28 protein-coding genes and 2 tRNA genes are annotated in these 24554 nt (G+C 38.3%); 4 read left to right on the plus strand and 26 right to left on the minus strand.

Translation table 11 applies throughout. From position 1 onward, the window contains the following. Nucleotides 1-41: 41 nt before the first annotated feature. The 12 genes from rplL to TDE_RS11485 form a co-directional block, all read right to left on the minus strand. Nucleotides 42-431: a 50S ribosomal protein L7/L12 gene (gene rplL / locus TDE_RS11430; RefSeq protein ID WP_002667605.1), complete on the minus strand. Its 390-nt coding sequence runs from the start codon at nucleotides 429-431 to the stop codon at nucleotides 42-44. A gap of 116 nt (nucleotides 432-547) precedes the next feature. Then, nucleotides 548-1165 (minus strand): 50S ribosomal protein L10, encoded by a 618-nt coding sequence (gene rplJ / locus TDE_RS11435; RefSeq protein ID WP_002680363.1) that lies wholly within the window; start codon nucleotides 1163-1165, stop codon nucleotides 548-550. 2 nt (nucleotides 1166-1167) lie between these two features. After that, complete coding sequence (rplA, locus tag TDE_RS11440; RefSeq protein WP_002667601.1) at nucleotides 1168-1848, minus strand: 50S ribosomal protein L1; 681 nt, start codon at nucleotides 1846-1848, stop codon at nucleotides 1168-1170. 1 nt (nucleotide 1849) lies between these two features. Next, nucleotides 1850-2281, minus strand: coding sequence for a 50S ribosomal protein L11 (gene rplK / locus TDE_RS11445; RefSeq protein WP_002667599.1), 432 nt, complete (start codon nucleotides 2279-2281; stop codon nucleotides 1850-1852). A gap of 91 nt (nucleotides 2282-2372) precedes the next feature. Beyond that, entirely contained in the window at nucleotides 2373-2930 is a 558-nt protein-coding gene (nusG, locus tag TDE_RS11450) for a transcription termination/antitermination protein NusG (RefSeq protein ID WP_002667597.1), read from the minus strand. 3 nt (nucleotides 2931-2933) lie between these two features. Then, complete coding sequence (gene secE, locus TDE_RS11455) at nucleotides 2934-3113, minus strand: preprotein translocase subunit SecE (RefSeq protein WP_002667596.1); 180 nt, start codon at nucleotides 3111-3113, stop codon at nucleotides 2934-2936. 23 nt (nucleotides 3114-3136) lie between these two features. Next, nucleotides 3137-3209 (minus strand) — tRNA-Trp (locus TDE_RS11460). Nucleotides 3210-3252: 43 nt separating this feature from the next. Then, entirely contained in the window at nucleotides 3253-3423 is a 171-nt protein-coding gene (rpmG, locus tag TDE_RS11465) for a 50S ribosomal protein L33 (RefSeq protein ID WP_002667594.1), read from the minus strand. Between the two features lie 41 nt (nucleotides 3424-3464). After that, nucleotides 3465-3537: transfer RNA gene (locus TDE_RS11470), tRNA-Thr, on the minus strand. A 221-nt stretch (nucleotides 3538-3758) separates the two neighbouring features. Next, the gene (locus tag TDE_RS11475) at nucleotides 3759-5168 is read right to left on the minus strand and encodes a TolC family protein (protein ID WP_002680365.1); all 1410 of its coding nucleotides are present in this window, start codon (nucleotides 5166-5168) and stop codon (nucleotides 3759-3761) included. Continuing rightward, nucleotides 5165-6304, minus strand: a complete 1140-nt coding sequence (locus TDE_RS11480; protein ID WP_002680368.1) for an HlyD family secretion protein — start codon at nucleotides 6302-6304, stop codon at nucleotides 5165-5167. Before TDE_RS11480 ends, TDE_RS11475 begins: the two co-directional genes overlap by 4 nt. Beyond that, nucleotides 6301-8457, minus strand: a complete 2157-nt coding sequence (locus tag TDE_RS11485; protein ID WP_002680370.1) for a peptidase domain-containing ABC transporter — start codon at nucleotides 8455-8457, stop codon at nucleotides 6301-6303. Before TDE_RS11485 ends, TDE_RS11480 begins: the two co-directional genes overlap by 4 nt. 137 nt (nucleotides 8458-8594) lie before the next feature. Here TDE_RS11485 and TDE_RS11490 point away from each other — a divergent pair, with 137 nt between their 5' ends. Both TDE_RS11490 and TDE_RS11495 read left to right on the plus strand, forming a co-directional pair. Further along, a complete protein-coding gene (locus TDE_RS11490) occupies nucleotides 8595-9665 on the plus strand; it encodes a hypothetical protein (protein WP_002675892.1) in 1071 nt (356 codons plus the stop codon). Beyond that, a complete protein-coding gene (locus tag TDE_RS11495; protein ID WP_002674029.1) occupies nucleotides 9665-10366 on the plus strand; it encodes a DUF4398 domain-containing protein in 702 nt (233 codons plus the stop codon). Before TDE_RS11490 ends, TDE_RS11495 begins: the two co-directional genes overlap by 1 nt. Before the next feature lie 64 nt (nucleotides 10367-10430). On the opposite strand, the gene TDE_RS11500 is transcribed toward TDE_RS11495, so the two are convergent. Genes TDE_RS11500 through TDE_RS11510 form a run of 3 tightly spaced genes read right to left on the minus strand, consistent with a single transcriptional unit; the run spans nucleotide 10431 to nucleotide 13605 of the window. Next, nucleotides 10431-12788 (minus strand): polysaccharide deacetylase family protein, encoded by a 2358-nt coding sequence (locus TDE_RS11500; protein ID WP_010957228.1) that lies wholly within the window; start codon nucleotides 12786-12788, stop codon nucleotides 10431-10433. Between the two features lie 11 nt (nucleotides 12789-12799). Continuing rightward, a complete protein-coding gene (locus tag TDE_RS11505; protein ID WP_002680374.1) occupies nucleotides 12800-12982 on the minus strand; it encodes a hypothetical protein in 183 nt (60 codons plus the stop codon). A 14-nt stretch (nucleotides 12983-12996) separates the two neighbouring features. Then, on the minus strand, nucleotides 12997-13605 hold the full coding sequence (locus tag TDE_RS11510; RefSeq protein WP_002667574.1) for a hypothetical protein: 609 nt from the start codon (nucleotides 13603-13605) through the stop codon (nucleotides 12997-12999). Nucleotides 13606-13782: 177 nt separating this feature from the next. Between TDE_RS11510 and TDE_RS11515 the strand changes: the two genes are divergently transcribed. Beyond that, nucleotides 13783-14547, plus strand: coding sequence for an Rpn family recombination-promoting nuclease/putative transposase (locus TDE_RS11515; RefSeq protein ID WP_002680375.1), 765 nt, complete (start codon nucleotides 13783-13785; stop codon nucleotides 14545-14547). Between the two features lies 1 nt (nucleotide 14548). Here TDE_RS11515 and TDE_RS11520 read toward each other — a convergent pair whose 3' ends face one another. The 8 genes from TDE_RS11520 to TDE_RS11550 all read right to left on the minus strand — a co-directional run bounded on the left by TDE_RS11520 (nucleotide 14549) and on the right by TDE_RS11550 (nucleotide 21343). Continuing rightward, a complete protein-coding gene (locus tag TDE_RS11520) occupies nucleotides 14549-15106 on the minus strand; it encodes a cyclic nucleotide-binding domain-containing protein (RefSeq protein ID WP_002680376.1) in 558 nt (185 codons plus the stop codon). Next, entirely contained in the window at nucleotides 15096-16388 is a 1293-nt protein-coding gene (locus TDE_RS11525; RefSeq protein ID WP_002675897.1) for a potassium channel family protein, read from the minus strand. Before TDE_RS11525 ends, TDE_RS11520 begins: the two co-directional genes overlap by 11 nt. A gap of 12 nt (nucleotides 16389-16400) precedes the next feature. Beyond that, the gene (locus tag TDE_RS11530) at nucleotides 16401-17492 is read right to left on the minus strand and encodes a M42 family metallopeptidase (protein ID WP_002680378.1); all 1092 of its coding nucleotides are present in this window, start codon (nucleotides 17490-17492) and stop codon (nucleotides 16401-16403) included. Between the two features lie 86 nt (nucleotides 17493-17578). After that, nucleotides 17579-19174 (minus strand): ATP-binding cassette domain-containing protein, encoded by a 1596-nt coding sequence (locus TDE_RS11535; RefSeq protein WP_010957231.1) that lies wholly within the window; start codon nucleotides 19172-19174, stop codon nucleotides 17579-17581. Between the two features lie 312 nt (nucleotides 19175-19486). Then, nucleotides 19487-19618: a hypothetical protein gene (locus tag TDE_RS13385; protein ID WP_281054486.1), complete on the minus strand. Its 132-nt coding sequence runs from the start codon at nucleotides 19616-19618 to the stop codon at nucleotides 19487-19489. Then, nucleotides 19602-20297, minus strand: a complete 696-nt coding sequence (locus TDE_RS11540) for a leucine-rich repeat domain-containing protein (RefSeq protein ID WP_002680383.1) — start codon at nucleotides 20295-20297, stop codon at nucleotides 19602-19604. The genes TDE_RS13385 and TDE_RS11540 overlap by 17 nt, the downstream gene beginning before the upstream one ends. A 68-nt stretch (nucleotides 20298-20365) precedes the next feature. Beyond that, a complete protein-coding gene (locus tag TDE_RS11545) occupies nucleotides 20366-20590 on the minus strand; it encodes a hypothetical protein (protein WP_002680385.1) in 225 nt (74 codons plus the stop codon). A gap of 279 nt (nucleotides 20591-20869) precedes the next feature. Next, nucleotides 20870-21343, minus strand: a complete 474-nt coding sequence (locus TDE_RS11550; RefSeq protein ID WP_002680392.1) for a hypothetical protein — start codon at nucleotides 21341-21343, stop codon at nucleotides 20870-20872. Nucleotides 21344-21492: 149 nt separating this feature from the next. Between TDE_RS11550 and TDE_RS11555 the strand changes: the two genes are divergently transcribed. Then, the gene (locus tag TDE_RS11555) at nucleotides 21493-21768 is read left to right on the plus strand and encodes a helix-turn-helix domain-containing protein (protein WP_245522422.1); all 276 of its coding nucleotides are present in this window, start codon (nucleotides 21493-21495) and stop codon (nucleotides 21766-21768) included. A gap of 136 nt (nucleotides 21769-21904) precedes the next feature. On the opposite strand, the gene TDE_RS11560 is transcribed toward TDE_RS11555, so the two are convergent. The 3 genes from TDE_RS11560 to TDE_RS11570 are packed head-to-tail and all read right to left on the minus strand — an operon-like array spanning nucleotide 21905 to nucleotide 24548. Further along, nucleotides 21905-23401 carry an NAD(P)-dependent malic enzyme gene (locus tag TDE_RS11560; protein ID WP_002680394.1) on the minus strand — a complete coding sequence of 499 codons (1497 nt, stop codon included), beginning with the start codon at nucleotides 23399-23401 and terminating at the stop codon, nucleotides 21905-21907. Between the two features lie 49 nt (nucleotides 23402-23450). Next, complete coding sequence (locus TDE_RS11565; RefSeq protein WP_002680396.1) at nucleotides 23451-24059, minus strand: shikimate kinase; 609 nt, start codon at nucleotides 24057-24059, stop codon at nucleotides 23451-23453. Nucleotides 24060-24107: 48 nt separating this feature from the next. Further along, nucleotides 24108-24548 carry a hypothetical protein gene (locus TDE_RS11570; protein WP_002667531.1) on the minus strand — a complete coding sequence of 147 codons (441 nt, stop codon included), beginning with the start codon at nucleotides 24546-24548 and terminating at the stop codon, nucleotides 24108-24110. Nucleotides 24549-24554 lie beyond the last annotated feature (6 nt).

The raw sequence follows: 24554 nt of genomic DNA on the forward strand, positions 1-24554 counted from the left end.
GAAGCACAACAAGGTCCGGCATAAAGCCGGTATTTTGCTTATTAAGCAATTTCAACTTCACCGCCGGCGGCTGTAATAGCTTCCTTAATCTTGGCTGCTTCTTCTTTAGAAACATCTTCTTTAAGGACTTTCGGAGCTCCTTCAACAAGCTCTTTAGCTTCCTTCAAGCCGAGGCCGGGAATAACGTTTCGAACTTCTTTAATAACACCGATCTTTTTACCGGGATCGGAAAGACCTTTAAGAGTAACAGTGAATTCTGTCTTCTCTTCTTCAGCGGCTCCGCCTCCTGCAGCTCCGCCTGCAACTACTGCAACGGGAGCAGCGGCTGTTACACCGAATTTTTCTTCCATAGCCTTGATAAGCTCGGAAAGTTCGAGAATCGTTTTTTCGCCGATTGCTTCAATAATTTGTTCATTTGTTAATGCTGCCATATTATCTTCTCCTTAAAAATTAGATTTTTGTGCTTTTTAAGCACCTTAAGCAGACAGGGGGTCAGCTTTTGAAGCCTGACTGCTTAACTTCTTTCGGAAATATCCGAAAGTTTGTTTTAAGCCTCGGGAGCTGCTTCGGGAGCAGACTCTGCAGGCTGTTCGGCCGGCGTATCAGCTGCTTTTTCCTCTGAAGCAGGAGCTTCAGCTTTTGCTTCTGCGGGAGCTGCACCTTGGGCGCCGCCCTTATCCACAATCGCCTGTAAGGTGCGTACAAACTTGGAAGTTGTAGCATTGACTGTAGACATAAACATTGCAATAAGATCTTTTTTGCCGGGAAGTTTCGAAAATGCCTCGATTTGCTTGGCATCATAAATTTCACCGTCAACTACCGCGCCCTTAATTACAAGAGCCGGAGCATCTTTTGCATATTCAAACAAGGTCTTAGCGGCAAGGTTTGCATCTTCTGCAATCATAGCCAAGGCTGTAGGTCCGGTTAACCAAGAATCTACATCCTTAATATCGGCATCTTCAAAAGCAATGCGTGCAAAATTATTGCGTACAACCTTGTATGTGCAAGCATTTTCTCTGAGCTTTTTGCGGAGCTCAGTGATTTGCTCAACCTTTAAGCCTCTGTACTCGGTAAAAATAAAAGCGGAGGAGGCTTTTACATCGTTTTTGATGCTTTCAATCGCTTCGGTTTTTTGGCGATTCGGATTTTTTGTTCTTAATGCCATTTTTACTCTCCTACCTTATAATCAACCCAAACACCGGGGCCCATTGTCGAACTAATCGATACGGATCTGATATAGTCGCCCTTTGCATCGGCAGGCTTTTTTCTCATCGTTTCGTTGATAAGAGCCTGTACGTTTTCCACAATCTTGGAAGAATCCATAGAAACCTTGCCAACAGGGAGATGAACAACTCCGCCCTTATCGGCGCGGAATTCTACACGGCCTTTTTTAAGCTCGTTTATAGCGCTTGCAATATCCGTGGTAACCGTTCCCGTCTTGGGGTTAGGCATTAAGCCTCTGCGGCCGAGTACCATACCCAAGCGTCCTACATCCTTCATCATATCGGGGGTAGCAACTGCGATATCAAAATCGAGCCAGCCGCCCTTTACCTTTTCGATATACTCCGTGGAACCGGCATAGGCAGCTCCTGCGTCAAGAGCTTCTTTTACTCTGTCGTCCGTACAAAAAACCAAAACCTTTTTTTCACCCCTAAACTGATGGGGGAGAACAAGGGTATCTCTAACGCTCTGTCCCTTACCAAGGGTCAAACTTACATGAACTTCAACTGTTTCATCGAATTTGGCGTATTTAAGCTCTTTGACAATATCAACAGCCTTGGGAAGCTCGTAGGATGCTGCAGAATCATACTTTGCAAGTGCATTTTTGTAATTTTTTCCGTGTTTCATACTAGCGCTCCACCTCTACACCCATACTTCGTGCAGTTCCTGCAATGATTTTCTTTGCAGCTTCAATGTCGTTTGCATTGATATCGGGCATCTTTGTTTTTGCGATTTCTTCCAATGCGGCCTTTGAAAGTTTTCCGACTTTTGCAGTAACCGATGTGGCAGAACCTTTTTCAATCTTACAGGCTTTTTTGATTAAAACCGATGCGGGCGGTGTTTTGAGGATAAAAGTAAAACTCTTATCGGCATATACCGTAATAACAACGGGGATAACCAAACCGGGCTCCATGGACTTTGTACGGTCATTGAACTGCTGTACAAACTGGGGCGCACTTACACCGTGCGGACCTAGAGCCGGGCCTATAGGCGGCGCAGGAGTTGCTTTTCCTGCGGGACACTGAAGTTTAATCTGTGTCACAACCTTTTTCTTTGCCATTTTCTCTCCTTCCGGTACAAACGGAGGTATTCCCTCCTCCCGTAATATACAACTAAAGTGCTGATGCCGAGCACCGCACCTTGTTTAAAATTTAAATGATTTCGGCTTGAGACATTTCGACTTCAACCGGTGTAGTACGGCCGAAGATCGCAACCATAACTCTTAACTTATTTTTATCTGCCATAACTTCATCGATGACGCCGGTAAACGAGGCAAAAGCACCTTCGATGATTTTAACATGCTGTCCTTCACTGAAATTTTGAATAACTCGGATATTCTTGTCGCCCTTAATTTCGCCTGTTTTTTGCAGGATTTCCTTTGCTTCATCGGGAGAAATAGGCTGAGGTTTTTCATTGCCTGCCGTTCCCAAGAAACCTGTAACACCCTGAATTTTGCGGATTTCGGAGCAAACACTTTTCCAGCCAAGATCGGGAAGGTTCATTTCGACCAGCATATAACCGGGAAGAAACTTGCGCTTAACATTGCGTTTTTTTCCGCCCTTATTTTCAATTACAAGTTCTTCAGGTATTTTTATATCTGTAACAAAATCAGCGGAGATAATCCCTTTTTCTATCAGAGTACGTATTGTTCTTTCAATTTTATTCTCATAACCCGAATAGGTATGAAGAATGTACCAAGCCTTAGCCATTACTTAAAATATCCAACCCACACAAGCTATAAAGAAAGCATCAAGACCGCCGAGAAAAACAGCTACAATAAGGGTAGAAATCAACACTACTTTTACTGAAGACCCAACTTCAGAAGCTGTAGGCCAGACAACTTTTCTAAGCTCGCCTATACATTCTTTCCAAAAAGTTCCAATTTTAGCCATAAAAACCTCGTTTTTTAAAATTACAGGCCAGGAAGGACTCGAACCCTCAACATTCGGTTTTGGAGACCGACGCTCTACCATTGGAGCTACTGACCTAATTGAATCTAAGCCCGATGCCTTACGGCACGGACTTATTCGACTACTTTATCTTTGTTTCCTTATGCAATGTATGCTTGCGATCAAAAGAGCAATACTTCATCAATTCAAGCTTACCCTGAATGTTTTTTCTGTTCTTAGATGTAGTATAATTTCTTCTTTTACATTCGCTGCATTGAAGAGCTATGAGCTCTACAGCCGTTTTTTTAGCCATTACTTTACCCTCCGCAAAATTCTAGGTCATCGTTTCCGAAAAGCTCCCGAGCAGAATTGAACTGCTGACCCCAACCTTACCATGGTTGTGCTCTGCCGACTGAGCTACAGGAGCAAAATGCCAACAAAATAGGTTCAAGCATTTTATCAAATCGAGTATTTTTTGTCAATAGCTTGACATGGAATTTTAGCGAAATTAGAAATAAAATCAGACATTCCTAAATAAAGAAAGGATGCCTGATTTTAAAGAATCAACAACCCCAACGCAGAGCGTACGTTGCGTAGCAACAGGGTATTAAACCCTCCGCACGAATAAACTTAAAAAATCCGGTACTTTTAAAAGTTATAAGTCTGCAAAACACTCAAAATATAAGAAAATCTTTCAGCATAATAATTAATTTTAACTTCTTCTAAAAGGTTTTGAGCAGCATATAATTCGTGAATACTGCTCTTGCCCTGCTTATAGAGCTCTTCGGCAAGGGTAAAGTACTTTTTTTGAATTTCAAGGGAGGATTTTGACATTTCGGATGTAAACAGGGCTTTTTCGATATTTTTTAATCCTTTCTTTTTTTCTTCTTCAAGGCTGCGTCTTAAAAAGGTCTCGTTCAAAGAGTTAATTTCTTTTAAAATTTTAAAATTTTTATTCAGCCTAAAATCATCATGTAATGGAGAAAGATTTATCCTTAAATTCATAGATACCGACCATTTAAGCCTTGGATTATCCTTCCAATAGCCCATAAAGGCTGCCGGAAAAGACGGATAACGGTCTTTCGACGGAAGCACATCGGCACCGAAAGAGAAAAAAAGCCTTGGAATACTATTATTAAAATTTTTAACCGACTGCATCCAAGAAATTTCATGCCGTAAAAGGCTTAGCTCATCCTCAACTGAAGCTTCTTTTTGAAGATAAAAAGCAAAATTTTCAAAAAAATCAAGCCAAGAATCAATATCTTCATTTAAATCTCTAAAAGTTAACCCCATAGATTCTATTTCACCTATAAGAGCTTCATAGCTTTGTTCCGCTTGAAACAGTAAAATTTCCTCCTGCCGAATCTTTTTGTTCTTTTCGGAAAAATCAAGAACAGAAAGCTTTCCTTGCAAAAATAAAATTTCGTTTTTTTGTTTTTCTTCGATATTCCAGTTTTGTACATTTTTTAAAAGCTCCAGCTTTTTCTTTAAGATTTTTTCCGAGCCTATGGCCGAAATCATTTTAATAATCAGGGCCTTTTTATTTTTATCCCTTTCAAGCATGGAAAGCCGCCTTTTATTTTGATATAGGCCGAATTCCTGTTTTACAAAATCAGGCAAGGCAGAAGGAGCCATAAACCAAAGCGGGACATTCAGCCCGGCAGAAGAGCTAAATTTATAGGAATAGTCCGGTTTATTGTCAAAAAAAATTCCGCATGATTGCTTACCTGTAAGATTAAGGCTCATGCCCAGAGGAAGCCTTTGACTGATCCCTAAGGATGCAGCAATATCAAAAGCCTTATAGTGCTTATCCAGTTCTGTACCTGAAACAGAAGTATTTACATCAAGATACGGAAAAGGCATCCACCCTGCAAATTCCGAAAGCAGACTCATCTCATTCAGCTTAAAACTCAATTCCATTTTTTTATATTGTTGATTTTTTTCAATCAGAGGATTTATCTTATCAAAAAATTCTTTTATACCGACTTCCATTTTTATTTCAGCATTGGCTGAAAATAAAATAAGACCAAAAATTATATTTAATACAAATTTTTTCATTTTACCTCCAATCTTTTTAGTATAAATGACAGGATAGAACCAGTTTCGGTGATTATCGATGCCTCGGCATCCAATCCGACTTTTAAAAAATGAGCCATACCCTTTTTATCCGGCAAGGTATTCCCATCCAATTTTACAAAGACGGCATACTCGGAACTTTTTGCTCCCAAGAAAACATCGGGGAGGATGGTTTCCACTTGCCCGTCAAGGCTGCCGAATTCATGATGAGGAAAGGCAGGAAATTTTAAACGAACCTTCATGTCTTCTCTTACAAGCCCCGCCTTCGAAGAAGGAAGCCTTAGCACAACCCTAATGTTTTCACTTGAGGAAGGCACAATCTTTAATATTTCTTGGCCGCTAAAAACATTATCCCCGCAGTTAAGAGATGAAATTTCCTGCACTTCTCCCGAAATAGGAGCATAGACTGTAAAAAGTTTTAAACTTTCTTCCATTTTAAAAATGGAATTGCTTAAATTTTCTTTTTGAAACTCTAAGGCTTCTTTTTCGCTGAGAAGGGAATGGAAAAAAGAATTTTTATACTGCTCCAAGTCTCTTTTGCTTTTTTCAACATTTAAATTGAGAAGCTCAATTTTTTGGTTTGCCAAACTAAAATCTGGAAGAGCTTTTTCCTCTTCAAAAATTCTGGAGTTTAGCTCTAAAGCTTTTTCCAGATTTGTTTTTACCGAAAAATAATTTTCCATCCGTTTGTAAGCTATTTTTCTTTCAAAGGGAACGAGCATTAAGTCTTTTTCAGCACTTTTAATGCAGGCTTCTGTATCCTTAATTTTTTCTTCGATTTTAAGCATCAGATCCTCAAGGTTTTGTCTTTCCTTTTGAGCAACCGTATCGTCAATGCTTAAAAGAATAGCCCCTTTTTCGACATATTGGCCAGAGGTAAAGTGAATATTTTGTATCTTCCCTGCCGTAAAACTTTTTACAAAGGAAACATTTTCTATGGGACGCACCATTCCTGAAGCCCTTACAACTTCTTCTTTTTTTCCTAAAATAAGCCAAGCCGTTGTGCAAAGAGCCAGAAGGCAGATAATTGAAATTACGGAACTGAAAATCCCGGTTTTTTGCTCTTGAAGCACTTCGCCGGTATAAGTTAAATCTTCAACATATAAGATGGATTTCATGCTACAACCTCCTCCATATTTTGTGTTTCCCATAATCTTGAATAAACCCCGTATTTTTCGAGCAAATCTGCGTGTGTTCCCGCCTCGGCTATTTCGCCCTTATCGAACACGAAGATTTTATCGCAGTCCTTGATTGAGCTTAACCTGTGAGCTATGATTATCGAAGTCCGGCCTGCACCGATTTCTTTGAGAGTATTCAAAACTTCCGCTTCCGAAATTCCATCCAGAGCTGAAGTAGCCTCATCCAAAATCAGCATGGATGGATTGTGTAAAAGGATACGTGCAATAGCTATACGCTGCCTTTCTCCTCCGGAAAGGGTGGTGCCTTGCTCCCCGACAAGGGTATTGTACCTATCGGGCATGGATTCGATAAAAGAAGCAGCGCCTGAAACTTCGGCAGCTGCCATCATCCGCCTGTAATCACCGTTTCCTGAACTCCAATTTATGTTTTCCGCTATCGTTCCCGAAAACAAGAGAATGTCCTGAGGAACATAGCCTATTTGCTTACGGTAAGAATCGTTTTTTAAGTCTTTTAGGTTTATATCGTCTACAAAAATATCCCCTTCCTGTGCAGAATAAAATTTCATCAAAAGCTTTGCAAGGGTGGTCTTGCCGGAACCTGAAGCACCGACAAAGGCGACCCTTTCCCCGGGATTTATACTTAAATTTATGTTCTTCAAATTTTTTGAATGGGAATCGTAGCCGAAGGATAAATTTTTTATATCGATTTTGCCTGCAAGGCCATTCGATTCGATTTTTCCCTTATCCAAATTTTCTTCGGTTTCTTCATCAAAGATTTCAGCAAGCCTTTCCGCTGCAACATAGGCCTCTTGAAGCTGTGGCTGAAGAGTTAAAAGCCTTGCAAGAGGATCCAAAAAATAACCTGAAAGGATGACAAAGGAAATTAATTGGCCTAAAGACATTGAACCGTTTAAGATATTTAAACTTCCGAGCCAATAAATAGCCAAGGTTCCGCATCTTCCGATAAAATTTTGGAGGCTGTTTTGATAATTGGAAAAAGATGCAAGTTTGATACCCTTTCTGATGGCACTTACGATTTTAAACTCGGCTCTTTCAAGGGCCTTAGATTCGGCACCCAAGGCCTTAATCGTAGCTATTCCGTTAAGACTTTCAACAATACAGGAGTGTTTTTCGGCCTCGGCGGAGGCCCTGGCCCTTATCATTTTTTGATAAGGCCTTGCATACAGCCATACCAAAACCGAACTTACCACCACAGGCACAAGGGCTGCAACAAGCAGATTTGAACCGAGGGAGATTAAAAATATTGCTCCGAAAATAAGCATCAATGAATCTAAAACAACGGTCAGGGCCGTAGCGGAAATAACCTGCCTTATCGTAACAGTATCGTTCATCCTTGCAACAAGCTCTCCGGTCTTTTTTCCCGTAAAAAAACGCATCGGTAAGTGAAGAACATGCTCAAAATATCGATAGACCAAAACCGTATCAATCTTATAACTCATACTCATCAAAAGCTGATTTCTGGCCAAACCCAAAAGGCTTCTAAAAATAATTACGCCCAAAAAGCCTACCGAAAAACCGGTAAGAGTCTCTCTTAAATTGGAGCTTAGTACCTCATCAATCAAAAACCTAAAATAAAACGCACTAATAATGCCCAAAAAAGACAGGATAATGCTCGCTATTAAAATTTCCGCACATATTTTTTTGTGAGACCTTAAAATAGGCAAAAATCTGGTTAAGCCCTTTGATGAAGCACTTTTTTCGGAAAAATCCGGCTGGGGCAAAAGTATAAAAAAAGCGCCTGTCCAATTTTTTTGAAAAACCTCTGTGTTTATTTTTTTATATCCTTCGGAGGGATCCGCCAAATAAACATAGTTTGAATCCGATTTATAAACGACAAGATAATGGTTATCGCTCCCCCTTACAGCATGAGCAATAAAGGGCATAGGAATATTTTTTGGGATTTCTTTTGATTCAGAAAGAGCCCCTCGGCATGAAAACCCTAAGGTCTCGGCAGCATGAATTATGCCCAAACCTGAAGCTCCCCTTTTACCGCCTTGAAACAGCCTTCTTATCTTATCTATATCGATCGGCTTCCCATAATGCCTGCATATATTTGCAATACATGCAGCTCCGCAATCTTCACGGGTTTTTTGTAAAATTATATTTTTCATATATACCTCTCTATAATTCTTATAGTTTTTTTTTGTAATTAATAGTAATTTTTTAAATATGTGAGAAAAAAAAATTACAGCTTGAAAAAAGAGTAAAAAAAGAGTATTATTAGTTAATATCAAATGGGAGGTATTTAATGAAGAAAAATTATAAATTACTGATTTTGATGTCTATCCTTGTGCCGCTTTTGTTTGCATCATGTGCATCAAAGCAAAAAACACAAGATATTCCGCCTGAGCCGAAAGTAGAAGAAGTAAAGGCTCCGGACGTAGAAAAAGAAGATCCTAAACAGGAAGACGTTAAGCCGGAAGTACCCAAGACTGACCCTCTTCTTGCCAATCTCAAACTTTTTCAAGGTGAAAACGGAAAGGTTAACAAGGCGAGAAAAAAAGCTGTAGAGCTGGGTGCAGACGAAGCATATCCCGATTTTTTTAATGCTGCGGATGACGTTAAACAAACGGCCGACACAGCTGCCGAAACAGGGAATTTAAAAGAAGCTATAGCAAAATACGACGAAGCCGTCATCAAATATGAAACCCTTTCAAATTTGATGAGTTCAGCAGCTTTAAGAACCGAAATAGAAGCTAACGGTTTTGCAGCATATTCCCCGTCAGACTATGCAGATGCCGAAAGGTTTTCAATCAATACCGTAGATCATTACCCCTTAGATCATAAGATGGCAAAAGAATCTTCGGAAGACGCTTTGAAGCTTTATAAAAAAGTTGTAAATAAGGGATACTTTGAATTTGCCAAAACAGCAAAAGATTCTGCAAAAGAGAGTAAATATTACTGTGATTCGATCAAGGTTGCAAGAAGCAGAAAGGAAGAATACAACAATGCCGTCAAAACATATAACCGCGGAAAATCGGCTGCCGATAAGGCTGATTATAAGGAAGCCTACATGTCGTATGATGAAGCTGCAAAACTTTTTGCAAAACTATACGTAGAGGTTTCTTTAAAACGGGCAGAGGCCGAGAGAGCTATGGCTGAGGCTGCAAAACGGCAGCAGGAAAGCTCGGATCTGGCCTTAGAGGCCGACAAAGAAGCTCCTTTGACCGAAGGCGGAGAAGGCTTTACCGAAGGAGACCTTGATTTACAAAACCTGTCAACACCTCAGACCGGAGCGCCTGTTGAAAACATCAACACCAAGGGCGATGCACCTGCAAATACCGAAAATAATCAAACAACAACAGAAGGAGGCAAATAATGAAAAAACTTATCACAATTTTAATATTTTTACTGGTTTTAATACCTCTTTTTGCCCTCTCCTATGATGACAATGAATATCAAAGAAAAAGCAGGGCTTATATGGAACTTGCAACAAAGGCCTATGATGAAGGAGATTACGACGCTGCCATAGAATACTCCAAACTTGCAGAAAGCTATGCACAGCAATCCTCCGAGTTCATTCAAAGAATGCTGGCTAAAACCGAAGCTGAACAAGAAATGAACAAGGCCCGTACCAGATTCACTTGGGCAAAGGCAAACGGAGCCGAAGAAAAATATCCAGATGCTTATAAAACTGCGGAAGAAGCCTTAAACGCAGGAAGCATAGCCTTCGATAACGAAAACTATGATGTAGCAGTCGTATGCGCCCAAAGAGTAATGGATGCTCTTTCGGTAGTTAAGGGAAAGGATGACACAGGCCTTGCAGAACTTCCTTCTCAATATAGAATCAGGACGTGGAGAGGGGAAAGGGACTGTTTGTGGAATATTGCAGCCAAAAAAGAAGTATATGGAAATCCATTTATGTGGCGTAAGCTGTATGAAGCCAATAAGGATAAACTCCCTGATCCGACAAATCCCAACTGGGTGGAACCGGATATTATTTTAACGATTCCGTCCATTAAAGGTGAAAAAAGATCAGGTCTCTACGATCCTTCAATAAGCTATAAACACTTTAAATAGGGATTAGACTATTAAAAAAGCCTCCAAAATCTTTTAAACTTTGGAGGCTTTTTTATAAGGGCTTTTACTTAAGCCCCATCAAGGTTTTAACATCGGTAATCTCATACCCCATTTCGGTTAAAACATCGATCAAAAGCTGTAAATTATAATAAAGATAATCGCTCCTAGTTGAAAGGCTTCTGCCAATGCGTATGGGAATTATAGAGCCCGGCTGAACCGCATCGGCTATATCTTCAATTAATTCTGCAGAAGTCTTATAAAGAGAAGGAACGGCAAATTTTTCATCCGGGCTAAGCCAATCGGCCACCCTCACATCAGGCGAAATAAAAACATAGCCGGCATTTTTTCCTGCATTTACAATAAGGGAGGAAGAAATATAATGAGGAGTATGCCAGATAAGGGAAAGCTCGGAACCTGTAAGAGAATAAAAATTATCCTCATTACGGGCCAGCCCCTGCTTTATAAAATTATCGTCTATCCGATAAGCCGTATCATTCAAATTCCATGTAGTGAAGAAAAGGGAGCCGCATTGGTGTCCGCTTTTTACAATCTCTTTTACGGCATTGGGGTTTTGCCTCATCGCTTCACCGTTTATAAAAAAAGTTGAACTTATATTATTCTTTTTTAAGGTATAAAGAATGCTCGCAATTCCGTCCATATCATCCATGGCATCAAAGACTAAGGCAACCCGTTTTTTCCCGCTTCGGCTTCCATGCGAAAAAACGGAAGAAGAATTGGCACTTTCATAAGAAATCTTTTTTTGAGTTTTTTCCTTTAAAAAGTTTCCGTCTTCCAAAAGCGGACGGGTTATAAAATCTTTAAGACGGCGAATATAAATCATATTAGCAAAATAGCCCGAATTTGAATCTATGTAAATTCTATCCGAAAGATTAGCGTTTTTCTTTTGCATGATTTTTTTTGAAGAATGAGTCCATTTTAAATTTGAAACATATTGCAAGACTTCTACATCATCGGAGTCCGAAGAATCGCCTTCCGGCTCATTATTCCGGACGCTCTTCAAACTTATTAAAATTTCCTTGCCTGAGTCCGCCCAGCTATAATCCTGCATTGACGAAACGGAAATCTTTTTCTTGCCTGCATCGGAAGAACTATCGTTAAGATTATATTCGTAAATATAATTTTCACCGCCTAAAAAAAAGGTAAAATTATTTTTCCAAACAGCCGAGAAAATTTTTTCATCCGAAAAAACATTGAGCTTTTTCCATGAAGCCGCACCGTTTCCTTCCGTGAGCGAAGTATCATAAAAAACAACTCCCTCGTCTTCCTTAAAAGCGGCAACTTCAAAATTAGGCGAAGCTGCGAGAAACGAGCTTTTTTCGGTGACGGGAATTTTTTCAAAACTTGAAGAAGAAGGAAGAATTTGCCATGCCCTTAAAATTTTTGAGCCGCCTGCAAGACCTTCGGCAAAAACAATTGGGGAATTATCTTTCCAATGAACGGAAACTTCAGCGGTATTTCCCGGAAGCAATAAATAGGGAATAGAATCCGAGGAGTAAACATTGACATAATCGTCTCCATCCAGTTTAATGCGGTAAACATTTCTTTTACCTTTAACAAAAACGGCCGTCTTGCCGTCAGGTGCTATAAAAATAGAATCAAAGGCCGGAGAAAAATCCGAAGGAATTTTTGCAGCAAGCTTTCCGGCAGGAAATAAGGGCGCATAAAAAGCCTTTGTAAAAAGCTCTGTGGAAGAAACCCTGTAAAGAGCGTTCCCCGATAAAAAAATAAATTCAGAAGATGAAATCCATTTTAAATTCTTTATTTTACCTTGAGAAAGTTTTCTAAAATTCTTATCAGTAAAGGCAGATTCCGAAAACCACTCAGGCCTGGCAAAATAAATTACTCCATCATCTTCATATAAAATAATCTTTGAATCAGGCGACCAAGATACGGGAAGATCATTTCGAACATTTTTGTTACTCAATATATATCTTCTGCCGGTATCGGTGTCCATCAGTACGAGCCGGCCGAAAACAAGGGTGGAGGGCTCGACCAATGTAAGCCATCTTCCGTCAGGGCTTGCTTTTATATTGTTAAGAGCGCCTATCTTTGAAGAATTGGATGCCGAAAGAGGTTCAAAATCGGAATGGGAATCGACAGCTCCTGACTTGAGGTCGAGCCTTATGATACCGAAACGGTTTGAAACCTGTAAAAATTTATTGTTTCCTAAAAGCTGTAATTTTTCGGGGAAAAATGTAAGCTGCTCTATTTTATTGTTTTCATTCGAATATTTAAAAAGGGTTTTATATGCATAACCCTCATAAGCATCTGCCTTGATATCGAATAAAATATCGCCTTCAGTATTTATATCGGCAGATTCAAAAGAGAGCTCGGAATGGAGGTTCAGCAAAATAAAAAAAATAAAGCAAACCGGTAAGGCAAATTTTAATTTTTTTTTCATAAAAAGCTCCATCAATTTTCAGTCAATATATTTGAATGGGTGTTAATAATATCGGTCAATTCATCTTCAAGTTTTTCCAAAGATTCTTCCATCTCGGTTATTTTTTTTATTGCGATTTTTTTTTGCATTTCGCCCATTTTACCGAAAACTTCATCTATTGCTTCGCAGTCTTCACAGGCCATTGTTTTATTCATTTTAAGCACTCCTTTTAAGAAATCAAAGCAGTTATATTCTTCCTGAATTCGCCCGATGTGATTTCCCCGTTGATAAAACTTTTTATCTCCTCCTTGACTCTCATCGGGAAACGGCTCCAATATTTTTCCGTCCAGTTTCCCATTGCCGTTTTTAGCTCATCGTTTTCTTTTGCACTCATTTCGCCTATGCTGTAAGAAACAAATTGCAAAATCATTCCATATAATACATCGGCAGGAACACCGTCAACCTTTCCGTTTTTTGCAAGGCTTTTTATTTTACCGTCATAGGAGCCTTGTTCGGGAATCCAAGAGTCGATAAGGGCCTTCATCTGATCTTCGGAAAGCTCGGGAGCTTCTTTTAAAAGCATATCGGCTGCAAAATCGCGGAAAGTATGGCGCACACCTTCGAGACTTGCCTGAATCGACTTGTTGATGGATTCCGACATCTGTTTTGCCATATTTTCAGGATTTATAGCTGCGAGGGGACTTGCCGCCGAAGCCTCATTTTTTTTCCGCTCCAAGGCAGCTGCAATAACTTCTATTTCCCTCTCCCCGGCCCTGTTTAAAATGTAATCGACGGCAGCAAAAAGCTCCCGTTCCTTATTTTGCATATCATTAGCCATATCTTTAATTATACACCTTTTTTAAGGCTTTGAAAAGGGAGGATTTTTTTTAGGGGATGAATTTAACCGCAGGGGGCGCAAAGGCCGCAAAGAATTTTTTCTAAATTTACGCTTTTTTTCAAATAATCCCTATAAATATAATGGGAGGGGAAATGTGAAAAAATTAGGAGAACACAAATGATTAAGAAGTTTGAAGATTTAACACTACAAGATGACTTTATGTTTTGTAAGGTCATGCAAAATGAAGGCTTATGTAAAATGCTTATTGAAATGATACTATCAGATACAATAGGTAAAATTACTTATATCTCAGTACAGCATAATCTTAAAAACTATGAACAGGCTAAATCTGTAAGATTTGATGTTCTGGTACAAACAGAAAACGGTAAATTCTACGATGTTGAAATGCAGGTAAGCAACGAGAAGAATATACCTAAAAGAATGAGATTTTACCAAGCTGCCATAGATATTTCATTCTTAGATAAGGGAAATTCCTATAATAATTTAAATGACAGTTTTATAATTTTTATCTGTACTTTTGATGCCATAGGTAAAAATAGGCCTATTTATACTTTTGAAAATATCTGTCTTGAAGCTAAAAATATATCTTTACAAGACGGTACGAAAAAGATTATAATAAACGCAGAGGCCTTTAAAGACACTGAAGACAAAGAATTAAAGGAATTTTTAAAATACCTTAAAACAGGTAAAGCAAAAAGTGAATTTACAAGGAGGATAGAAGAAATGATACAAACAGTAAAACAAAATGAACAGGCAAGACAAGAATATAGATTAATGTCTACTTTTGAAATGGATGCCATGGATAGAGGAGCTTATAAAACTAAGAAAGAAACGGCCAAACTTATGAAGCAAAAAAACTTTGATATAGCTTTGATTAAAGAAATAACAGGCCTTCCCGAAACGGAAATCGAGGCTCTGTAATTTACGGCATTCCTACCTCATCGAGCAAGGCTTGATAGAGAGTGAGGGAATCCTTGGTCGCTTCTTGGAGGGCCTTTGCAAGGCGGCGGGCAATACGGTAAATAACCTTGGCCCCTTGGGACGGCATTTCATTGCATAGGCTTAAAAAATCTTGAGACCTTAGCTCCAAGACAGTGCACTCGTTTAAGGCTTTTACAGAAGAACCGTGAAAATCTTCGCCGAGTAAGGCGGCCTTTCCAAAGCAGACATTTTCTTCAGCCTTTAGATTGCTTAAGGCGAAGGGAGAACCTTCAAGGGTTGTGCGGAGCATTTGTACCTCGCCCTTAACTAAGATAAAAAGGCTTTTTCCCGTGTCGTTTTTATCGAGTATAATTTCGCCGCCAGTAAAATTTTTTACACTTAAAAAAGAAAAAATCTTTTCTAAAAATATCTTATTTTGATTATCTGCAATATCCGAACCTTTAGCTGAGTCTAATCCTGCAAGGTCTGAAAATATTTCCAATCTCGATATAAGAGCTAAGATTTCATCTTTTTTTTCCATGATTTCTTTATCTGTCATCAGATCCTCCTTCATTTAAAATTTGGGAGTCGTCAAGAGCCGTTCCGTCAAGGGTAAAGTCGGTACGTTTTCTTCCTGAAACAAAGATACCTCTGGAATTAGGCTTTATTATATACTCATCGGGCGGAGTCAAAATAGGTTCGTTGCTTTTAAGCCGTTTTATCTTTTTTAGGTTATTTACTATCTGCTGAATATTGGGATTTTTTTGAGCCTCGTGCAGGGCTTCTTTTCGGCGGCTGTAAAAGTTCCCCGTATTTTCCAAAAGGCCTATTAAAACGCGGCCGCCAGAAAGACTGCGGCGGTATTCGCGGTAGGTCTTGCCTATAAACTCAAAAGGAATATCGTTTATGATAAGCCCCTCGCCTGATTTTTCCGTGATCAGCTCTCTTAAAACATGGCTAAGCCCCGTACCGCTTGAAGCCGAAACTAAAATACTCCTTTCATAATCGGTACTTAAAATAATTTCATCACAGTGAGCAAGGGAAAGGTGCTGCCGGAATTTTGAGTCGATGAGCTCGGCGGCCGTATATATATGGGAGTTAAGGCTTCCTATTGTGAGAACCGCAAGTACCGTGCGCGAATCTATTTCCATGGGGGAAGCATTTTGCGAATAGTCTGAAAGAATGAGAGCCCGCTCTGCATATCTTACATTTGCACGGAGCAAGGTCGCCTCATCGGTATAATCCCCGAATAGATAGATAAGCCCCTTAAAGCGTCTGTCGGTTTTGATTATATCCATATTTTCGGGGCTTGCATTATTTATAAGCACAATATGGTCTATGGGAATATCGGGGTTTGAAGAAATAATCCCTAAAAGAATCCTGTCAAAATTAGGCTTCCAGCCGCATATCAAAAAATGATTTTTTATCTTTTCCAATCTAATAAGCCCCCTATCTTTTTTTACCTGTCTATCAAAAAAGAACGATGCAACTTTTCCGCTCACTCCTGCAAAAGCTACAACTCCAAAAAGAAGAAGAATGATACCGGCCAAGCGGCCCAAGATGGTTGAGGGAGTAATGTCTCCGTAACCGACGGTTGTGATAGTTACAAGAGAATACCAAAAGGCATCGAAAAAATTGTTAATCCTTGAATTACTGTTTGCTTCCGAAACAAAGATAATTACAACCAATACAAGAAAAATAAATGCAAAACCTGCCAGTATTCTAAAAATATCGCTTGCAGGAATATGCTTTATCCAAAGCACAAACCTGACAATCAATGGAGTTTTTTTAGGCTGAGAGAATTCTATATCCGTTTTTTTGTATCTTTTTTTTTCTTTCATTTTAATATCGAGCTATTCCGAAATATAAGCTGTCAATAAAAGAAGAGTGTTTTCAAGCCCCTGTTTATGAATTCTCTCATAGCCGTGGGAGGCGGCAACTCCGGTTCCAACAAGGGCATGGCGGTAGTCATAACCGGCTTTCAGGGCAGCGGAAGCATCCGAGCCGTAAAATGGATAAACATCGACTGCAAAGTTCAGTTCCATCTCCTTGGCTATTTTGATAAGCTCGCTTGTAAACTCATAGTTATAGGGCCCGGAAGAATCCTTTGCACAAATTGAAACCGCATATTCATCGGTATCAAGGTCGCTTCCAACAACACCCATATCGACTGCAAGCATATCGCTTATGCCTTCCGGGTGCCCTGCAGAAGCTCCGTGGCCTATTTCTTCATAATTGGTAAACATAATGTAGGTCTTGCGTTTTAATTTTAATTCTCCCTTTGCAACCTGTTCTGCAAGGTAGATGAACATTCCGCAGCTAGCCTTGTCGTCCAAGTGCCGGCTCTTTAAAAAGCCGTTCCCGGCCTTTCGGGCAAGGGATTCAATGGCAACAACATCGCCCGCCATGATGCCGAGCTTTTCGACATCTTCACGGGATTTTACAATCTCATCGAGCACTAGCTCCATGTTTGAATCATCTCTTTTTAGCTCGTTTATTTCGCGCGAGGCGTGAACGGCGGGTTCCGTGAGCCTCATAGTGCCCTCATATTTTTTTCCCTCTCTTGTGATAACCGTTACGTTGGACTGCTCTACATAATTGTACGGAAAGCCCCCGTCAAGGGATGTACGCAGCCGGCCTGAAGATTTAATGTGCCTAACAAAGAGGCCGAGGGTATCGATATGGGCTGAAAGCAAAAGAGCCTTATCTCCTTTTTTACCGGTATTAGGTTCGGCATTTTTATCAAGCTCACATACAACAGCACCCTTGTTCGTAAGCCAAGGCTTAAAGCCTAAACCTGAAAGCCTTTTTAGAACATAATCGGCGGCCTCGCAAGTGTAGCCCGTGGGACTGGGTATATTGCAGATAGTGATAATTTCGTCCATTACCTTTTCGGCTGCATTCGAAATTGAAGTTTTAAGCTCGGCAAGTTTATTTTTTTCCATGATAAAGCTCCTTTTAAGTTGATTTTAATTGAGGCTTACAGGATATTATAGATGGGACGGAATGTCAAGAAGAGGCGGGCAGTCTTTTAATTTTCAGCTAATATCTTGCTTAAAAAGCTTTTATTTATCTTTGCTTCCTCATAGGTGCCCGAAAATATTTTGCCGTCGGCTTCAATTGAAACTACATGATCACAAAAGAATTCTATTTCTTCTATATCATGTGAAACTATTATGCAGCTTTTGTTTTTGATTAAATCTTTTAAAAGCGGAAATATTCTTCTTTTGGTGAGCACATCTATCGAGGTAAAAATTTCGTCAAAGATTAGGTAATCATATCTTTCTGCATGGAAAAATATACGGGCAATATTTATAAGTCTTTTTTCTCCGCCTGAAATATGTTTTCCGTCTATACCTAAATCTCTTCCTCTTAAAGAGCCAAGCTGTAAGGTTTCAATTATTTTTTCGGCAAGGTTTGCGTTATGGCAGCCCAGCTCGATGTTTTGAATTAAATCCGCATTTAGGATATAGGAATCTTGTGAGATATAAAGAATTTTATCGGACAATTCATAATCATATGGATTTGTATTTTTGTTAAACACAAAAACATTTCCGGTCAGCTTGTCCCGTCCCAAAAGAATATTTAAAAGGCTCGACTTACCGGAACCTGAAACACCGAGTAAGGCATATTTTTTGTTTAAGCCGAAATTTAAGCGCTCTATAAAAAGACTCCGCTCCTTATCTATCTGTAAACTTAAACCGGAAATATCAAAGAAAAAGTTCTGAGACTCATCTTCTATATTAAGTTTTTCTTTTATATCCTCTTCTTCCATTAGGCTTAAAATTTCATCGGCACTTTCGCAAGCTCCAAAATAAGCCTGACTTACCGAATCAAGGTCTCCTAAAACCGAGGTTAACTGTGAAAAATATGCAATTATGGTTATTAAAACGCTTAAAGGTAAAGTACCGTCAAAATACATCTTTGCCGAAACAGCCATAAGGGCTACAGACAATAACGGCAATACATAAACAGGAACAAGGCGGTAGACGGTATCCGAAAACAAATCGGTTTTGCGTACACTGTTATTTACATCTTTTATTGTGTTTTTTATTCTTTCATTTTTTTCAAGTTTAAATAAGGGAAAGCCCCGAAAAAGAGTTGTCATTGAAAGCGCTTCTATCATTTTGGAATGAAGACCTGCATAAGCCTTCATTGTTTTTAAAAACATAGGCGAATAAAATTTACGGTTAATAAAATAGGCACATGTATAAAGCACCAGAGCCGCAAGGCCTAAAAGGCCGAAGATATAAGAATATGTAAAAAGGATTACAAGAATAAAAATGTAGCGCACAATGCCCATCAGCTTATTCATTACGGAAGGCACAAAGAGAGAAAGAATTGAGCCGACCGAAGCATCCATAATATTTTCGTAGTAACCTTGCCCATGAGTTTTAATCGTTTTTTCGGAATGCTGTGAAAGCGAAGAATAAAGGCCGTAACGCAATGCAGAATCAAAACGCATATGCACCTTACCGAAAACCCAGCCGACAAGATATTCAAAAATAAGTGAAAAACAAATTACACCTATGTATATAACAAGCACCCTTGAAGGGTTAATATTATTTTCAAGATTAGAAACAAAGGTACCGTAGAGTTTCGGATAAATAAGAGAGATCAGCGACACAAGTGAAAAAATAAACGATATAAGAGCACAAGAATAAATATATGCTTTTTTAACTTATACATAGAAATTATTTTTTTTAAACTTTGCATTTAAAGATTCTCCTCTTAACTTTGACTATAGTATACCCCCGATCTTTTGTCAACACTTTAGAATTTTAATCCGGACAAGTTTTTTTAACCGCAAGGAGCGCAAAGAGCTCAAGCCAAGGCTTGAGCTACGCAAAGATTTTTAATAATAAAAATTATAAAAGATACCCAATGTATTTTAGTACATTGAGTATTTTAAAAACAAAAGTTTAATTACAAACTTAGTCTATTCACTCTCAAACCGAAAAAAATCATCACCTCCATCTCCGGCCTTATTTCCGCTCATCTTTATTCCATCACATTTAAAATTCCTATTTGTGGTTTGAATACCGCCGCATATATTAAAAGTTATTGCCATAACCTGCATCAATCAATTTTTTTCTAACTGTAATAGGAAGTTTCCGACATCCTACAAAGGCTGTAGACTGGACTGGACAGAAACCTATATTTTCTATGTCCTTTAAATTTATACAATTTTCACAAAATCTAGATGGAATCTGATCCAAAGATTTAGATAATTTAATATATTCCAATTTTTCGCAATTACCAAAAGCCCACCAATCAATTTTTTTTACAGAATCAGGAATAATTAGCCTTGTAATAGCTGTATTATAAAAAGCATATTCACCGATATATTCTAACCCGTCAGGTAAAATAATACTTTTTAATGGAGTATCACAAAAAACACTATCACCAATATATCTTAAAGAATTTGATAATACTATTTTAGTAAGAGATGAATTTCTAAAAGCATTATTATTAATTATAACAATAGAATCAGGTAATATTACAGATTTGATATAGGAATTTCCAAAGAAGCAGTACTCACCAATTTCACCTACCGGGCACCCATCTATTTTTTCAGGAATAGTTACTTTCATTTCCTTACCGATATATCTTGAAATAACAATATAATTTTTTTGCACATTAAAAACATACTCAAAAGAATCTATATTGGTATCAGTATTATTAGGATATAGCTTCATCACGAACATAAAAATATATAAAAAAATAACCAAAAAATTAATTTTGTACATTATACACCTCCCAACTACAATTTTAATAGATGGGGGAGTTACCTCCCCCTTAATTAAAGGTATTTATTTTAATATTTCAATTCTGTAGCTTTAGATGAAATAATCTTAAAATATCCTCTAAATTTTGCATTGTATTTACCTTCAGCGATTGCTTCTGCTTCTTTTGCTGAAGATGCATTCACTTTGAAATAATCACTGTGATACTGGTATTGCCCTGAAGGTGTCATTCTTTGACCTTTTACAAGTACACCAAATAATGCAAACATAAAAAGAAAAGATAACATTTTTTTCATTTTCTTATCTCCCATAAAAATATTGTTAATTTATAAAAATATAAATCAGCAATTATCATAATTATAACAAAAACCAAATTCGATATTTGTTATTTCCATCTACAACGCAAATAGTTAAATATTAACTTCTTTGCCATAAATTAGCATGTAATATTAACTCATATACAACTCCTCCTTAATGCTGCTATAAACGCTAATTTGTAGTAATAAATATTTTTACAAATATTTATTACTACAATATACTTGTGCAACTAGATTTTACCATGTCATAGTAAAATCTTAATTATTTATCTTAATTAACCCAAAAAACATATCATCTTCATTATCAGCTATTTTAATATTTTTTATGTAGTTGATATTAATATCTTTTTTAGCCGCTTGAAAATCACAGTCATTTAAAATATTTTCATTTATAACCAAATATAAAAATGTAATAAACAGGATCCAAAGTAATGGAATCCTATCTTTCCAGCCGTCTTTTACAGCCTTATTTAAGATTTTTACTACAATACAATCCTTTTCAGATGAGTAATTAGGATCATTTAAGTGATTTTCTATCCATGTCCGTGGAATTCTTTCATACTCCCCGCCAAAAACCCTCATAACCTTATTCACAAGTTCTTTTGTCATTCTCCAACTTTCTTCTGAACCGATTGCAGGATCAACTCCTAAAGCTTTACAAACACATTTGTAGATATCTACAAGCATACTCCCATATACTTGATCCATAATGTCAGTAATTTTGTTACCCATAATAATCCTCCTTGATATGAATAATATCAATTTATATAAGCCATTAGCTTATAATAACATAATATTTTATAAACTTCAAGCTCATTGCAAAATAAAATGATAGCTAATAACATATATTTATGACATTGCAAGAGATTTTTATTAGCAATTTGAGAAGAATTAGAAAAGAAAAGCACATTACACAGGAAAAACTCGCAGAGCTATGCAATACGGATACGGCTTACATAGGACAGATAGAAACTCATAAAAGATTTCCATCTATAAATTTTATAGAAAAAATAGCTTCTGCCTTGCAAATAGAAGCTACCGAATTATTTAAGAATCATAAAAAAGATAAATTATCTCCTTCACTTAAACTAGAATTGCACAATGAACTTATAAACGAATTTGACAAACTTCTTTCCGAAACCTTGAAAAAATTATAGAAACAAAAATCATGCAAATTATATAATCAACTATACGATTTACATGGCTTTAATATAAAAAACCGGCCGATTCTTTTTAAGAGCCGGCCGGTCTTGTACAGAAACTTCTAAAAATCCAAGTGGTTTTTAGAAAGATTTACTTTCTGTTCTTTTTAATTTGCTCGATGGCGTATTCTAAGGCTTTTTCATAGAACTCCTGCGGGGGTTCTTTGATAAAATTCTTTTCCATTAACATTTTGGTCAAGGAGCGGCTTTCTTCAATATCTTTTTTTGCTTTTTTGTAGGCTTCGTCCCATGTCATGGTTACGCGGGCCAAGCCTTCCTTAATGGCCTGCATTGCAACATCGGCAGCTTCAACTGCAAAGACATCTTCATCCTGCATTGTAACTACGATATTGTCCGGATTGATGCCTTTCTTCTCGGAATAGTCTGCAATCGAGTGAGAACAGCGGATAGCCATTCCGTCGGAAATCTTTTTGGCTCTTACCAAAAGAGCACCCTTTAGGATACCGGGGAAACAAACGGAGTTGTTAATCTGGTTCGGGAAGTCTCCTCGTCCTGTTCCGACGATAAAGGCACCTGCGGCCTTAGCTTCGTGGGGCCAGATTTCGGGGATGGGGTTTGCACAGGTAAAGACTATAGCTTTTTTATTCATCGAGGCAACCTGTTCCTTTGTTACAGTATTGGGCCCGGGAGTAGAAAGAGCGATTAAAACATCAGCACCCTTCATTGCTTCATCAAAGGTTTCAATCTTTTTGGGGTTGGTCTGTAAACAGAGCTCCCACTTTCGGTAATAGCGCTTATCTTCTTCTATGTCTTTTCGGCCTGAATGTAATGCTCCTCTTGAGTCGCAGATAATCATATTTTCAGGTTTTCCGCCGTCAGCCAAGATAAGACGAGCTATTGTCGTGTTTGAAGCACCTGCTCCCAAAAGAACAATCTTACAGTCTTCCATCTTTTTACCGGCAAGTTTTATAGCGTTTAAAAGACCTGCAAGGGTTATACAGGCGGTGCCTTGAGCGTCATCATGCCAAACGGGAATTTCGCAGACCTCTCTCAAGGTATCCAAAACCTTAAAGCAGTCGGGCTGTTGAATATCTTCGAGGTTTACGGCTCCTACTGAAGGCTCAAGCATTCTGACAAAATCGATAATCTTGTCGGGGTCATGCTTTCCGGCTTTTACGCCCCGTTTTCCTTCTTCGTCAACCCTTACAATAGAATCGATACACAGAGGATATGAGTCAACTCCGCCTAAATACTTCATAAGCATACATTTGCCTTCCATAACTCCCAATCCTCCGGGAGGGGTGCAGTCGCCGTCGCCCAAGACTCGTGTAGAGTCGCTTACAACAGCAACCAAGTTCCCTTTGTTGGAAAGAGCAAAGGATGTTTCATTATCATCGCGAATTGTGGTAGAAATAGCCGAAACGCCGGGCGTATACCAAACATTAAACCAATTAAAACCGTACAAACCGCATTTGGGGACAGTCTGGAGCTTTCCGCCGTAAAAACTGTGTGTTAAAACGGACAGTTTTTTTAAAAAATGCGTTTTCGCGAGAGCCTTTTCATCATCCGTAAAATCGGACGGGAATAATTCAGTAATGGAGTTCAACTCCTTATCTATGCTTTTCATAAGATAATGATAACATAAGAACAAGATTTTATCAAGCCTTAAATTTTATTTACAAAGATGAAATAATTTTATCTGCCGTTTCGTCGGGGGAGAGGCCTTTCGGGTTTATGGAAAAGGAAGCCAAAGCCTTGTAGATTTTTATACGCCTTTCGTATATCGAAAAAAAACGGTCTTCCGCATCTTTTTCATTTTTAATATTTTCTCCTAAAAAGGCAGGGTAAAAGCCTTTTTTATATGCAGACGTTTTTATTCTATAAAAAATCTCGGCCGGAGCGGTATCGATTAAAATTATTCGGGGAAAATCTTTTAGCTTTTTGATAATGGCTTCGTTTTCCGCATAGCCTCCTCCGGTGCTGACAATGGCGTTTACATCATCACAGTGAACAGCATTTTCGCACTCACAATAAATGGCGTTTTTGTCATTGGAACAAGACGAAAATTTTTCGATTATTTTTTCGATTATTTTGTTAAGGCATTCAAATTCTTTTAGACGGAATTTTTTTTCTCCATGCGCCTTATAAAGTTCTCTTATCGTTTTCCCGTAAACTTCCTCCATATAGGAATCCGTATCTACAAAAGGAGCTTTAAGTTTTTTTGAAAGAGCCCTGCCCGTTTCGGTTTTTCCGGCTCGGCTCATTCCGATTAAAAATATAATCATCAAAATATTTCCTTATAACCAGTTATCACGATAACCAGTCATCACAATTTATTTCTTTTCGATTTTGCGCAAAATTAGAAGCTCAGCCAATTCGCCCGAATAAGGTTTTCTTTGAGCGTTTAAAAAAGAAAGAGAACCGTCATCATTTTTTATAAAAAATTCGCTAGGAATGTTTTGTCTAAAATACAAAATAATAATTCCATCCTTCGCTATAAGCCAATTACCATGCGAGATTTCAGGTTCCGTTCTTCCTTCTTTAAAAACTAAAACCCTTGCAGTTTGATCGGAGTTAAATTCTACCGAGTAGCTTGTAATTCCGCTTCGGGATGCAGGAAGGTCCATAACATAAAGGCCCAAAAAAGGATCTTCCGGTTCTTTTTCGATTAAAACCTCAGGCTTAGGAGGCTCCAAGGGTTCGGCGATTCGGCGGCTCTTACAAGAAAAAAACAACAAGACAACAAAAAGCGGAGTACAAAAAAAAGATGTCAATAATTT

The organism is Treponema denticola ATCC 35405 (genome assembly GCF_000008185.1).
GTDB classification, from domain to species: Bacteria; Spirochaetota; Spirochaetia; order Treponematales; family Treponemataceae; genus Treponema_B; species Treponema_B denticola.

Coding starts and splice junctions, on each gene's coding strand:
- rplL (WP_002667605.1), bottom strand. CDS start 431: ATGGCAGCATTAACAAATGAACAAATTATTGAAGCAATCGGCGAAAAA.
- rplJ (WP_002680363.1), bottom strand. CDS start 1,165: ATGGCATTAAGAACAAAAAATCCGAATCGCCAAAAAACCGAAGCGATT.
- rplA (WP_002667601.1), bottom strand. CDS start 1,848: ATGAAACACGGAAAAAATTACAAAAATGCACTTGCAAAGTATGATTCT.
- rplK (WP_002667599.1), bottom strand. CDS start 2,281: ATGGCAAAGAAAAAGGTTGTGACACAGATTAAACTTCAGTGTCCCGCA.
- nusG (WP_002667597.1), bottom strand. CDS start 2,930: ATGGCTAAGGCTTGGTACATTCTTCATACCTATTCGGGTTATGAGAAT.
- secE (WP_002667596.1), bottom strand. CDS start 3,113: ATGGCTAAAATTGGAACTTTTTGGAAAGAATGTATAGGCGAGCTTAGA.
- rpmG (WP_002667594.1), bottom strand. CDS start 3,423: ATGGCTAAAAAAACGGCTGTAGAGCTCATAGCTCTTCAATGCAGCGAA.
- TDE_RS11475 (WP_002680365.1), bottom strand. CDS start 5,168: ATGAAAAAATTTGTATTAAATATAATTTTTGGTCTTATTTTATTTTCA.
- TDE_RS11480 (WP_002680368.1), bottom strand. CDS start 6,304: ATGAAATCCATCTTATATGTTGAAGATTTAACTTATACCGGCGAAGTG.
- TDE_RS11485 (WP_002680370.1), bottom strand. CDS start 8,457: ATGAAAAATATAATTTTACAAAAAACCCGTGAAGATTGCGGAGCTGCA.
- TDE_RS11490 (WP_002675892.1), top strand. CDS start 8,595: ATGAAGAAAAATTATAAATTACTGATTTTGATGTCTATCCTTGTGCCG.
- TDE_RS11495 (WP_002674029.1), top strand. CDS start 9,665: ATGAAAAAACTTATCACAATTTTAATATTTTTACTGGTTTTAATACCT.
- TDE_RS11500 (WP_010957228.1), bottom strand. CDS start 12,788: ATGAAAAAAAAATTAAAATTTGCCTTACCGGTTTGCTTTATTTTTTTT.
- TDE_RS11505 (WP_002680374.1), bottom strand. CDS start 12,982: ATGAATAAAACAATGGCCTGTGAAGACTGCGAAGCAATAGATGAAGTT.
- TDE_RS11510 (WP_002667574.1), bottom strand. CDS start 13,605: ATGGCTAATGATATGCAAAATAAGGAACGGGAGCTTTTTGCTGCCGTC.
- TDE_RS11515 (WP_002680375.1), top strand. CDS start 13,783: ATGATTAAGAAGTTTGAAGATTTAACACTACAAGATGACTTTATGTTT.
- TDE_RS11520 (WP_002680376.1), bottom strand. CDS start 15,106: ATGACAGATAAAGAAATCATGGAAAAAAAAGATGAAATCTTAGCTCTT.
- TDE_RS11525 (WP_002675897.1), bottom strand. CDS start 16,388: ATGAAAGAAAAAAAAAGATACAAAAAAACGGATATAGAATTCTCTCAG.
- TDE_RS11530 (WP_002680378.1), bottom strand. CDS start 17,492: ATGGAAAAAAATAAACTTGCCGAGCTTAAAACTTCAATTTCGAATGCA.
- TDE_RS13385 (WP_281054486.1), bottom strand. CDS start 19,618: ATGGCAATAACTTTTAATATATGCGGCGGTATTCAAACCACAAATAGG.
- TDE_RS11540 (WP_002680383.1), bottom strand. CDS start 20,297: ATGTACAAAATTAATTTTTTGGTTATTTTTTTATATATTTTTATGTTC.
- TDE_RS11545 (WP_002680385.1), bottom strand. CDS start 20,590: ATGAAAAAAATGTTATCTTTTCTTTTTATGTTTGCATTATTTGGTGTA.
- TDE_RS11550 (WP_002680392.1), bottom strand. CDS start 21,343: ATGGGTAACAAAATTACTGACATTATGGATCAAGTATATGGGAGTATG.
- TDE_RS11560 (WP_002680394.1), bottom strand. CDS start 23,401: ATGAAAAGCATAGATAAGGAGTTGAACTCCATTACTGAATTATTCCCG.
- TDE_RS11565 (WP_002680396.1), bottom strand. CDS start 24,059: ATGATTATATTTTTAATCGGAATGAGCCGAGCCGGAAAAACCGAAACG.